The sequence below is a fragment of the Alkalihalobacillus trypoxylicola genome (genome assembly GCF_001590785.1).
Lineage (GTDB): Bacteria > Bacillota > Bacilli > Bacillales > Bacillaceae_D > Alkalihalobacillus > Alkalihalobacillus trypoxylicola.
The window spans coordinates 24,225-36,776 of record NZ_LTAO01000007.1 but is presented as its reverse complement, the minus strand read 5'-3'; the positions used below and the strand labels follow the sequence as shown (position 1 = coordinate 36,776).

General features: G+C 35.3%; 13 protein-coding genes. 8 read left to right on the top strand and 5 right to left on the bottom strand.

All coding sequences use genetic code 11. From position 1 onward, the window contains the following. Positions 1-22: 22 nt before the first annotated feature. The 5 genes from AZF04_RS05605 to AZF04_RS05585 form a co-directional block, all read right to left on the bottom strand. Entirely contained in the window at positions 23-220 is a 198-nt protein-coding gene (locus AZF04_RS05605; protein WP_061947910.1) for a hypothetical protein, read from the bottom strand. 294 nt (positions 221-514) lie between these two features. Further along, the gene (locus AZF04_RS05600; RefSeq protein WP_061947909.1) at positions 515-1,159 is read right to left on the bottom strand and encodes a nitroreductase family protein; all 645 of its coding nucleotides are present in this window, start codon (positions 1,157-1,159) and stop codon (positions 515-517) included. 25 nt (positions 1,160-1,184) lie between these two features. Beyond that, entirely contained in the window at positions 1,185-1,613 is a 429-nt protein-coding gene (locus AZF04_RS05595; protein ID WP_061947908.1) for a MarR family winged helix-turn-helix transcriptional regulator, read from the bottom strand. 166 nt (positions 1,614-1,779) lie between these two features. Next, entirely contained in the window at positions 1,780-2,097 is a 318-nt protein-coding gene (locus tag AZF04_RS05590) for a DMT family transporter (protein ID WP_061947907.1), read from the bottom strand. 2 nt (positions 2,098-2,099) lie between these two features. Further along, positions 2,100-2,429 carry a DMT family transporter gene (locus tag AZF04_RS05585; RefSeq protein ID WP_061947906.1) on the bottom strand — a complete coding sequence of 110 codons (330 nt, stop codon included), beginning with the start codon at positions 2,427-2,429 and terminating at the stop codon, positions 2,100-2,102. Positions 2,430-2,532: 103 nt separating this feature from the next. On the opposite strand from AZF04_RS05585, the gene AZF04_RS05580 reads away from it, so the two are divergent. The 8 genes from AZF04_RS05580 (at position 2,533) to AZF04_RS05545 (ending at position 12,532) form a co-directional block, all read left to right on the top strand. Beyond that, complete coding sequence (locus AZF04_RS05580; RefSeq protein WP_161485254.1) at positions 2,533-3,114, top strand: TetR/AcrR family transcriptional regulator; 582 nt, start codon at positions 2,533-2,535, stop codon at positions 3,112-3,114. Between the two features lie 86 nt (positions 3,115-3,200). After that, the gene (locus AZF04_RS05575) at positions 3,201-4,388 is read left to right on the top strand and encodes a cytochrome P450 family protein (protein WP_061947904.1); all 1,188 of its coding nucleotides are present in this window, start codon (positions 3,201-3,203) and stop codon (positions 4,386-4,388) included. Between the two features lie 275 nt (positions 4,389-4,663). Then, positions 4,664-6,751: a BglG family transcription antiterminator gene (locus AZF04_RS05570; RefSeq protein ID WP_061947903.1), complete on the top strand. Its 2,088-nt coding sequence runs from the start codon at positions 4,664-4,666 to the stop codon at positions 6,749-6,751. Further along, entirely contained in the window at positions 6,748-7,038 is a 291-nt protein-coding gene (locus AZF04_RS05565) for a PTS sugar transporter subunit IIB (protein ID WP_061947902.1), read from the top strand. The genes AZF04_RS05570 and AZF04_RS05565 overlap by 4 nt, the downstream gene beginning before the upstream one ends. Positions 7,039-7,047: 9 nt before the next feature. Beyond that, positions 7,048-8,331, top strand: a complete 1,284-nt coding sequence (locus tag AZF04_RS05560; RefSeq protein ID WP_061947901.1) for a PTS ascorbate transporter subunit IIC — start codon at positions 7,048-7,050, stop codon at positions 8,329-8,331. 309 nt (positions 8,332-8,640) lie between these two features. Further along, positions 8,641-9,642: an ABC transporter substrate-binding protein gene (locus AZF04_RS05555; protein ID WP_061947900.1), complete on the top strand. Its 1,002-nt coding sequence runs from the start codon at positions 8,641-8,643 to the stop codon at positions 9,640-9,642. Positions 9,643-9,722: 80 nt separating this feature from the next. Next, entirely contained in the window at positions 9,723-11,441 is a 1,719-nt protein-coding gene (locus AZF04_RS05550) for an ABC transporter permease (RefSeq protein ID WP_061947899.1), read from the top strand. A 14-nt stretch (positions 11,442-11,455) separates the two neighbouring features. Continuing rightward, the gene (locus AZF04_RS05545) at positions 11,456-12,532 is read left to right on the top strand and encodes an ABC transporter ATP-binding protein (protein WP_045489087.1); all 1,077 of its coding nucleotides are present in this window, start codon (positions 11,456-11,458) and stop codon (positions 12,530-12,532) included. Positions 12,533-12,552 lie beyond the last annotated feature (20 nt).

The following is a 12,552-nucleotide window of genomic DNA, read 5'->3' as shown; positions in this document are numbered from 1 at the left end:
GTGTAACTTGTGAGGGAATGTCTTATTTATATGCTCGATTTTTAGCTGCTTTGTGCAGCTTTTTTTTTAGCCAATAAATATTCAACCAAATCCAAGGTATCGCCATAATAAAAGTGACCATGATAAATAAATATAACGATTGGATAAGGATGGAACAAATAAACACACAAAATAAATAGAAAAGCTTTGAAAGCATGATGCCCCAATGAATGTTTTTCATATTCAGCCCCCTTAGCCATCCGTTACTTGTAAAATATGTATTCAAAGCAGCGATAAAATAGAAGGTTATAGGGGAAGAATTCGTTTAAGATTTTAACGGTATTATTAAAAGAGAGGCTGAGACCAAACCTGGTTTAAAACACCACATTAGAGAAACTTGAAATAACATGTAAGGGAGCAAACATCAATAACAAAACATGAACCCTCCTTTTTTGCAAAAAAGGAGGTTTTTTGAAGTGACTAGCTAACAAATGTGGACTTTTCATTCATGCTAGGCTGTACCAGCCGCTTTAGCTTACTTCCATTCGGCTACTTGTTCGACAGGCATACGGTAGGATTGATATCCAGATTCAGCAGCTTTACCAATAGAGAGAAGCATAACAGGCACATATCGTTCTTTGTCTAAATCAAAGGCTTCAGCGATTTTGTCTTTTTCGTAACCTCCAATTGGGTTTGTGTCATAACCGAAGGCTTTAGCAGCTAGCATTAACTGCATGGATACTAAACCACTATCTATTAGGATACTTTCTCTATTGCTTTGGTCACTCATACCTGATAATAAATTTTTGATGGCTGGCACTTGGTTATCTCTTACTTCTGAAGGCATTAACCCAAGTTCTACCGCTTTTCCGTAAATATCTTCTAGATAATCAAGGTTGTTCATATCAGCAAATACCGCGATAACCGCAGAAGAAGTAGCAACCTGTTGTTGATTAAAACGAGCTAGTGGAGCTAATTTAGCTTTCCCTTCATCGCTTTCAATAATGACAAATCTCCACGGCTGTAAATTGACTGAGGAAGGTGCTTTAACGGCAGCTTCAAGAATTTGAGTTAATTCCTCTTTCGAAATTTTTGTTTCTTGGTCGTAAGCACGAATCGACCTTCTATTATTTACAACCTCTAAAAAAGCTTCTTTATGTTGAGTATTTAGCGTATTCATCTTTTTTTACCCCTATCCTTTGAATTTAATGATTTTGTGATACATTTTCTTCTATTTTGTTTAACATAGAAAGAAATTCTTTAAGCTCTTTATCTGAGAAATGTAAAAACATCTCATCTATAAATTTTTTCTTCTCTTTATAGGATTGCTGAATTTCAAGCTTTGAAACGTCATCTAGTTTAACCCATGTTGATCTTTGATCATTCGGCTTTTTATATCGAGTAATCATTCCAGAAGTTTCTAATTGCTTTAAATGTCTCGTAATGGCAGCGGGGTCAATATTAACTTTTTTCTGTAAAACAGATTGTAAAATTTCATCATGCTCAAGTAGAACATGGAGAATTTCAACTCTAGATGGACTAGCCCCCAAACAGCTCTCAAAACTTGAACATAAATCTTTGTTAACCGTTTGAAGCTTCATAAAAATGTTTAACTTTATAAGACAATCACTCATTGAGCTTTCTCTCTCCTTTCTATGTTAAATATTAATTGATGTATCAATTATTGATATGTCAATAATATAACCGAAATCTAAAAGTGTCAAGTATGAAGTTTGGTTGTTTAATGGACCAATAAAAAAACAGGAACTTAGCGATTGTATAAGCTAAATTCCTGTATGATTAAGGTGAAACTACTCTTAAGCCAACTACGGCAATGACAACAAAACTAATAAATAATAGCCTTAATTTATCATGAGATTCATTATAGTAAAGCATCCCTACAATAGTACTTCCTACTGTTCCAATTCCTGTCCATACTGCATAGGCAACACCAAGCGGAATAGACTCCATCGCGAATCCTAACATCAGAAAGCTGATTGTAAAACCAATGATCAGAATGACTAACCCTCTCTGCTTTTGACCCTTCGTCATGATTTGAATACCGGTTACTCCAATTACTTCAAAAATTCCTGCGAAAATTAAAAAGAACCAACTCATTCTTAATGACCCCTTTCTATCTTTTTATCACCTGTTACGAGCTTCAAGCCGAGTACACCAACTAGTAATAAAAAAATGAAAAAGAGCATCGCCATATTAAAGGGAGCTTGAAAAATCAAAATATCTACAAATATCGTCCCAACGGTACCTAAAGCCACAAATATTGCGTATACTGTACTTGTCGGTAAAACAGTAGCTGCGCGAATGAGTAAAGTAAAGCTAACAATGATTCCAACGACGGTTAAGCTCCACTCTAAAGGGGTGCTGGCATACTTTAATCCAGTTGCCCAACCTACTTCAAAGATTCCAGCAATGATGACTAATATCCACAATTTTGTCTACACTCCTTTATTTTGTGTTATACTAACTACCGGTAGTTAGTATAACACCGAATGACTGAAGGTGCAATTTATTTTTATGAAAAGGATGATTACCTTGAACACAAAAGAAAAAATAATAGAAGTGTCGATCCTTTCATTTTCTCAAAAGAGTTTTGAAGGAACGACTTTATCGGAAATTGCCCAAATGGTAGGAATTCAGAAGCCGTCTATGTACAACCACTTTAAGAGTAAAAACGAGTTATATTTAGTTGTTGCTGAGAGAATTATGAGTCTGTTGGTTGAGAAAATGATGGTTACCTCTAATCAATATGAAGCAGAAGACATACATACACGACTTTATTTAGTATTAAAGCATAGCTGTGATTTTATTCTTAATAAGCAAGAAGGAATACTTTACAAGAGAATTATGCTTTTTCCACCTATTGATTTGAAAAAAGAAGTGAAGGATATTGTTGAAAGAGGAGACCAAGAAATTGCTTCTATTATTAGTCAGCTATACATACATGGAATGAATGAAAATCGTTTTAGAGATATTTCAGAAAGAACATTTAGTTCTGCCTATTTTTGTTTACTAGATGGCTTGTTTACTGAAAGCTTTATTTATGATGATCAAGATTTCCATCAGCGTTTTGAAGAGGCTTGGTCTGTATTTTGGCATGGAATTAAGAAGAGTTAAAGAGTTATAGGAATAATTGGCCAATAATAATAGTAGGAATTAAATCGTTTATGAAGAATTAAATGATATAGAATAGGAGGCTTTTTATGACCACTCAATCCATTGATTTATTCTCAAATGAATTTCATCAAAATCCATATCATTACTATCAAACTATCCGTCCTCACCATTCTTTTGCAAAAGTGAATTTTGTTAGCGGCGGACAAAGCTCGTGGATGGCTTTTACCTATGAGACAGCAGAAGCGGTTTTAAAAGATGACCGATTTATTAAAGACATGCGTACGGTTTTTCCTAATGATATAACGAATGAGAATTTACCTCCTATTGCTCAGAGTATGCTGTTTGCTGATCCGCCTAATCATCGTCGCTTACGAAGCTTAGTTCAAAGTGGATTTACACCAAAGAAAATAGAAAGTTTTCGGGAGCGTATTAAAGAGATAGCCGAGGAACAGGCTGAATTAATGAGCAAAAAGGATACGATTGAGTTTATTGAAGATTATGCTTTTCCAATACCGATACGAGTTATTTGTGAATTAATTGGTGTGCCAGTAGAGGATCAAGAGAAATTCCAGCGTTGGTCACATGCTATAGTAGATATCGGTGATGCAGAGCAATATGAGCAGATAATGTCTGAATTTATTCAATATCTTGATCAGCTTATTCAGCAGAAAAAAGAGTTTCCGAAAAATGATTTACTTTCTGACTTGATTAAAGCAGAGGAGCAAGGTGATAGATTGACAACGAAAGAGCTACACGGAATTATTATGCTTATGATTGTCGCAGGACATGAGACGACGGTAAATCTCATCTCTAATGGTCTTCTTGCCTTATTAACTCACCCTAGTCAGTTAGAGCTATTAAAGAAGGAGCCTTCTTTATACAAGCAAGCCGTTGAGGAAATTCTTCGTTATAATGGTCCCGTTGAATTTAGTACAGATCGCTGGGCAAATGAAGATTTTCTATTTGAAGGCCAGCAAGTAAAGAAAGGAGATCATGTTATTGTATCTCTTGCATCAGCTGGTCATGATCCGAATGTTTTTGCGAATGCTGATGAATTCCAAATAAAAAGAGAGCAAAGTCCGCATCTTGCATTTGGTAAAGGTATTCATTACTGCTTAGGAGCACCCCTGGCCCGTTTGGAGGGAGAGGTTGCACTACAAACTTTGTTCGAGAAGTTCCCCGATGTCCGATTAGCCACTGATTTAAAATACCTTCAATGGAGAGAAAGCTTTATAATAAGAGGTTTAAAATCTTTTCCTGTGTGGTTAAAATAGTTTGTATTAATCGGTGACAAGGCATTTGGATGGTTCTCTGATTAGATGGGGACCGTAGGCTTCGGTGTTTAAATTATAAAAAAGATCATTCTTGATATGTTTTTTTGACTCGATCAGAGAAAGCCTATCATTGAACAGAGTGATTACGGTGATACTATAAAATGTTATATCAGCTTTAAAATAGAGGAGGTATAATTCCACCTCTATTTTTTTTATTAAAAAAGCCGTATGATGATGTAAAGAATGGAAGGATATAAAGTTTAAGCAGGTGAAATATGCTAACAAAAAGACAATTAGATGTACTTCAATATCTGATGGAGCAGAATGATTATGTGAAGGTCGAAGATTTAAAGAGTAAATATAATGTCTCCAATCGAACCGTTCGTCACGACCTTCTCCTATTAGAGGATTGGCTACTCAAATATCAGATTAGACTAGAACGCAACAGAAAGAAAGGCGTAAAGCTTCCATTAACAGAGAAACAAATGAAGCTACTTTTACAGGAGACTCAAAATAAGCCATTATTTTTTCATAATAAAGAAAGAAATAAAATGATTATAAAAGCTCTGATTGAAGAATCATTTGTAAGCTCGGATGTTATACAAGAAGAGCTACAGGTTAGTAAAAGTACCTTTTTACAGGATTTAAAACAGGTAAAAAAATGGTTAAATGAAAAAGGATTAAATTTTGTTAGAAACAAAGGTGATATTCAACTGATTGGAAATGAACGAATGGTGAGGGCTGCTTATATAGACTTATTAAGAGAGCAATTTAATGATCAACATATCTTTCAGCTTTTTATAAGGGGTGAAGGAAGTGAAGTGCTTGTATCCCCGTGGAAAGAATGGTTTCCATTAGAGGATATCTATGAAATCAGTCAATTATTACATCATTTAGAAGAAAAACTTTCTCTTCAATTTTCTGATTCTAGTTTCTCGGCCTTAAGTCTTCATTTATTAATGGCCGTACAAAGATTAAAAGAAGGTCATCTTATCCAGATGGATCAAGAGCTTCTAAATGAACTGAAAAATAAAACGGAATTTTCCAAAGTTAAGGCTCTTATTCTTGAACCGTTACAATTATTATTTCATGTAAAAACACCAGAGGAAGAAATCGCCTATATTACACAGCATGTATTAGGGGCTCAAAGAGAAAAAGAGTCCGATGACGAAGAAGACGATTTTTATAGAGATTTAGCTTTAGAAATAATGAAGAATGTTGAACAAAGATATAATCAGAAGCTAATGAATCAAGATAAAATAATGGATGGATTATCGATACATTTGAAGCCCGCCTTTTATCGAGCTAAGTACAATTTGCAAACGAAAAATCCTCTGAAAGATCAAATTGAAAAAATACATGGGGCATTAATTCAAATGATAGATGAGGAAACAAACCGCGTATTAGAGCCTTTTCATATTCGTTTTGATAGGGATGAAATTTGCTATATCGCTCTGCATATTATTAGTGGGATGACACAGCCTGTCCTGCCTCTCAAGTATAAAATAGGGATTGTACGTAGCTCAGGCTTAGGTACATCGACTTTATTGGAGCAAAGGATGGCTACCTTATATCCACAAATCATTAGTATTAAAAAATATTCATATAAAGAGATTATGAATGCGACCTCCTTTATGGAGGATTTGATTTTAACAACCATTGATTTACCAATCCAGAATCAAATTCCTGTTATTAAGGTTTCACCGTTATTAACGAAAGAGGATATCTTAAAGCTGACTCCATATATTGGAGAGCCTCATCAAGCGATGCACGAGGAAGGCATGCTTATGCAAGTTATGAATAATATCATGTCAATCATTGAAAATCATGCGATAATAAACGATGAAAAAGGTTTAACTCGAGATTTACTTCATTTTTTTCAAGGAAATCAATCCACTAATCAGGATAAAGAGCTTTCTCAATTATTATCGTCTAAAAATATAGCTTTACAAAAAGAATTAAGAAGTTGGCAAGAGTGCATCCAATACGGCAACCAGCTATTGATTCAATCAAATTGTACAAGCATTGATTATGGTCATTATTTAGTGAAATTGGCCGAGCAGCCACAAAATCATTTTGTGATAGCAGAAGGAGTAGCCTTTCCACATGCTACCTCTGATGCCGTCATACAAACAGGCTTAAGTTTAGTCACTTTGAAAAAGCCACTTGTATTTGGTGCAAGTAAAAAAAAGGTTTGGCTCATAGCAACCTTAGCTGCTACCGATCGAACTCAGCATATTAAGGCATTATCTACCTTATTAGAGTTGTTAAGCGATCCTTTATTTATGAGTAAATTAAAATATGAAACAAACCCACAAAATATTTGGAAAGAAATCGTCAAGAAGGAAGGGGAAAAAGGGTGAAGATTTCAATTGTTTGCAGTAGTGGTTTAGGTACGAGCTTACTGATTAAAATTCAGCTTGAACGTATTTTAAAAGAATGGAATGTCGATGCGACCATTATCAATACAGATGTGAGTACTTTTAATAGTGAACACCATGATATCGTAATCGGTGCGAAGCAGATTATCGATTCTTTGGAAATAAAACATCATACAGAATATATTGCTCTTGAAAACTTAATCGACCCAGACTATCTTCGACAGCAACTACTAAGTAACGAAGTAGTAAAAATCTGGGTTAATCAATAGAGGTTCTTTATGAATATAACTCCTTTTTTTAATATGGGTTTATTTGGTGAGCCGGCCTTTATTCTAGGACTGATTGCTTTAGTAGGCCTTATCATTCAGCGCCAAGCTTTTCCAAAAGTAATTAGCGGTACGGTCAAGACCATGCTGGGATATAGTTTAATTCAAGTGGGGGGAATGGCTGCCGGAACCGCATTATCAAACCTATCTGCCATTATACAACGAGGATTTCAAGTGATAGGTATTATTCCTCACAATGAAACAATTGTTGCTTTGGCGCAAATTAATTATGGCACTGAAATAGCATGGATTATGTTAATAGGTATGATTTTGCATTTGGCTATTGCCCGTTTTACATCGATAAAATATATATTTTTGACCGGACACCATATTTTGTTTATGGCATCAATGCTAGGAAGTTTATTAGCGAATTATTTTTTAGAAAGCTGGAAGGTTTTCATTATTGGAGGAATTATATTAGCACTCTCGATGTCCTTTTCACCAGTATTGGCGCAACGCTATGTCAAAAAAGTAACAGGAACAAATCAAGTAGCTTTAGGTCATTTTAATAGTATCGGTTATTTTCTTTCTGGTTTGGTCGCTCAAATGGTTCGATCGAAAGATAAAAAAGAGATGCCAAAATTTGTTGAAAAGATTCAACCATACTTTCAAGAGCAAATAGTGGTTATTGCCGTATTTACTTTTATCTTATTTTTAGTTTCTGGTCTATTTGTTTCCCCTGAAGGAATGAAAGAAATGTTTTCAGGACATCACTTTATTATCGTTTCGGCGATCCAAGCCATTTGGTTTACAGCCGGTGTTTTTATTATTTTAGCAGGGGTAAGAATGCTAGTGGCAGAGATTATTCCAGCATTTCAAGGAATAGCAGAAAAAATTGTCCCTCAATCGATACCTGCACTAGACAGTCCCATTTTATTTCCATATGCTCCCATTGCTGCTGTTTTTGGATTTCTATTTAGCTTTTTAGGTGGGCTAATAGCGATGTCTGTCTTATTGACGATTCAGTACACTACCATTATTCCAGGAGTCATCCCACACTTTTTTTCGGGAGGTGCAGCAGGGGTCATTGCTTATAAGGTTGGTGGCAGAAGAGGACTTGTGATTGCATCAATTTTACATGGTTTTTTTATTACGATTGTCCCCATTTATTTAGTGCCTTTATTGGCTAACCTAGGGTATATTCGAGCCACTTTCGCAGACAGTGACTTTGCCATTTTAGGTTTAATTGTTCACTGGCTGATTGAGTGCTGGCAATTCATTTGGAATGCTTTTTAAGAGAAAAGCCAAGACTAAAGGTCTTCATCACTCAGAAAATGGTGATGAAGATTTTTTGATCTATTTCATAAACCTGTCGAAATTGCCTAATAGTAGAAGGGTGCCTCATTTTACCTATTTTCAAGGAAGGGAGCTTTCAAGCAGGATAAAAACCCCTTTTAAGAAATATTAGCTGGAGAAAAAAGTTATCCCTTTTCCCATTCGCTTGTTACTTTATTTTTTGCCATTTAAAGTGGCAAGAAATCAAACTATAAAAATGTAAACGCATCCATTACGATTAAGTTGTAAAAGGAAAAGGGGGAAAAGAAAATGAGAAAACAGTATTTAGCTATTATAAGTTTTATTTTGATTTTAATTTTATCGGCATGTGGTAATAGTGAGAAATTGACGGTATATGTTGGTTTTCAGGAAGACCATGCTGTAGAAGCTATGAAACAATTTACAGAAGATACTGGTATTGAGGTAGAAATGATTAGAATGTCTGCCGGAGAAATATTAGCGAAAATCCGCGCAGAAAAAGATAATCCACAGGCTGATGTCTGGTATGGGGGACCAGCTGATACATTTGTTGCAGCCGTCGATGAGAATTTATTAAAGCCTTATCAATCTCCAGAAGCAGATATTATAGATGAGCGCTTTAAGGATGAAGAGGGTTATTGGACAGGAATTTATGTAGGACCTTTAGGTTTTGCAACGAATAAAGATTTCTTAGAGAAACATGGTTTAGAAGCTCCGACATCATGGGAGGATTTATTAGACCCTGCCTATGAAAATGAAATTATCATGGCTCATCCTGGTTCATCTGGGACAGCCTATGCGATTCTTTATACCGTACTAAAGGTTTTCGGTGGAGAAGAGGAGGGCTTTGAGTATTTAAATGAACTTCACCCTCAAGTTCAGCAATATACGACAAGTGGTTCAGCACCTGGCCGTATGGTAGGAATGGGAGAAGCAGGGGCAGGATTATTATTTGCTAATGATATTGTTAAATACCAAGAAGAAGGCTTTGACAGTATTGAATTGACCATTCCAGAGGATGGAACAGGCTATGAAACAGGAGCTGTTGCAATTATTGAAGGTGGACCACAATCTGAATTAGCTGAAACATTTGTAGATTGGTCTTTAGGTACAAGTGCTCAAGAAGTAGGGCAGCGTACAGGTAGTTATCAAAACTTAACGAATCCAGAAGCGCAAGAACCAGAAAAAGCGATTCGTTTAGATGATATTAATACGATTGATTACAATCCAAAAGAAGCTGGAGACGAAAGAACTCGTCTTATCGATAAGTGGGACCAAGAAGTGAATAGATAAATGGAACGTTGGCTGGGGGAGAGAATTCTCCTTCAGCCTTCGCTATCATTTGATAGATAGGTTTGAAAGGAGTTGTCAAAATGAAGGGTTCAAAAATGATAAAAGACCTGAAGAAGCTAGCGCGTGACCCGTTATTACTAACATGCATCATTTTAGTAATGGCTTCGCTGTTTGTTTTTATCGTATATCCGTTGTTTCAAATTGGTAAAGCTAGTTTTGTTAATTCACAAGGGGACTTTACTTTCTTCTCCTACGAAAGAATATTATCTGGAGGGCAATTATTAACAGCTTTAACGAATTCCTTAGTATTAGCTATTATTGTTGGTACTTTATCTACTATTATTGCGTATATTTTTGCCTATACGTTTGCTTATATTAATGTACCATTTAAAAAATTATTTAATGGTATTGCAATATTGCCAGTTATTTCTCCTCCATTTGTTATTGCCCTATCGGCCATTTTATTATTTGGAAGACAAGGGTTTATTACTAGTTCATTTTTAGGGATGGAGAATGCTAATATATATGGTTTAAATGGTTTAATTCTCGTTCAAACCTTAACGTATTTCCCAATTGCCTTTTTAGTTTTATCAGGACTATTGCGTTCAATCAGTCCAGCACTAGAGGAAGCTAGTGAAAATATGGGGGCTAGTAAGCTTAAAACCTTTATTAGAGTCACCTTACCATTATCAATTCCTGGTATTGCGAATGCTTTTCTTCTAGTATTTATTCAATCATTAGCGGATTTCGGAAATCCAATGACCATTGGTGGTAACTATACGACTGTAGCAAGAGAAATCTACCTTCAAGCCGTTGGTAGCTATGATATGCAAGCAGGAGCAGCTTTAGCAATGCTATTGTTGACCATTACGATGATTGTATATGTTATCCAGAAATTTTGGGTTGGAAAGCGTAGCTATGTAACCGTGACAGGTAAGCCAACAAGTGGTCGCCGAATGATTGAAAAAGGGCTGCTTAAAAATATTATGTTTACGATTTGTTTTTCTCTATCTATCACAGTTATTGTCTTTTATTTATTAGTACCAATAGGCTCCTTTATTCAGCTATGGGGGATTGATAATAGCTTCACATTAAATCATTATCGTTATGTCTTCTCATTAGGTCAAAAAGCGATGACGGATACGTTCCTTTTATCGGTTTTAGCGACTCCAATAGCTGGTTTATTAGGTATGATTATTGCCTTTTTAATTGTTCGTAAAAACTTTATTGGAAAAAGAGTTCTAGAAATGGTTAGTATGCTTTCTATAGCGATACCTGGAACAGTTCTAGGGATATCTTATATTTTATCTTTCAATCAGGCACCTCTTGCTCTAACAGGAACGGCAACCGTTATTATTGCGGCCTTTGTTGTTCGAGCTATTCCAGTAGGAATCCGCTCAGGTGTGACGGCATTACAGCAAATTGATCCTTCCATAGAAGAAGCAGCAACTAATTTAGGTGCGAGTCAATCTAAGACCTTTTTTAGTATAGTGCTTCCTTTAATAAAACCGGCGTTCTTTAGTGGCTTAGTATACAGCTTTGTTAAAAGTATGACGGCTATGAGTGCTGTTATTTTCTTAATTTCAGCAAAGTATAATCTAATCACAGCATCCATCCTATCACAGGTAGAGTCGGGAAGAATCGGTGTAGCCAGTGCGTATTGTACGATTTTAATTATTATTATGATTGTTTCATTATTAATCTTAAATGGATTATTAAGGTTATTTGGCCAAAGCTCATATGAAAAAAATAAGAAAAAAACAACAAAAATAGCTAAAGAACAGACACTAGATGTATAGAGAGGGGTATATAAATGAGTTCAAAATCTGTCACTCTAAAAAAAGTAACGAAAACCTTTGAAGACGACCATGGAAAACAAGTTCATGCTGTTGAAGATATCGATCTTGTGATTAAAGAAGGAGAATTTGCAACGCTATTAGGTCCTTCTGGATGCGGTAAAACAACGACACTAAGAATGATTGCTGGGTTCGAAGATATATCCAATGGTGATATTTATTTTGGGAATGAAAATGTTAACAAAATTTCTCCTAATAAACGAGATTGTACAATGGTCTTTCAATCATACGCTTTATTTCCACATATGACCGTTTATGAAAATGTTGTCTATGGATTAAAAATAAAAAAGATGTCAAAAGAAGATATGGATAAGAAAGTAGATGCTATCTTTGACATTATGAATTTGAATATGCATAAGGAACGAATGCCAAACCAGTTATCTGGAGGACAGCAGCAACGAGTTGCACTAGCGAGAGCTTTAGTAATGGAACCGAGTGTGTTATTATTTGATGAACCTTTATCTAATTTAGATGCAAAATTAAGGCTAACGATGCGTGATGAAATTCGTAGATTACAACAACGAGTAGGGATAACGGCAATTTATGTAACTCATGACCAAAGTGAAGCAATGAGTATGAGTGATAAAGTCATTGTAATGAATAAAGGGAAAATCGAGCAGATTGGTACACCTCAAGAAATCTATCAAAGACCAAGTACAAAATTTGTAGCAGACTTTATCGGAACAGCGAATTTCTTTGAAGGAGAAATTATCGAGGTTACTCTAGATGAATTAGTCGTTCAAACATCACAAGCAACCTTTACAGTCGCTTCTTACGGTTCATTTAAAAAGGGTGATTCGGTTATACTAGTCGTTAGACCTGAAGCCGTTTCATTAAATGAAGAAGGAACGTATAAAGCAAAGGTAACGAAAAGTGTATTTATGGGACAACTTCAAGAATATGAAGTGAATTTTAAAGGTCAAGACTTTCAGTTCAATGTATATAATCCTATGGGTGAAAAAGTATACCAAGAAGGTGATACGGTAGGATTAGTTTTCAATAAAAATTCGTTACATGTCATAAAAAAATCATAATCACGATAAAAAGAGAGGAG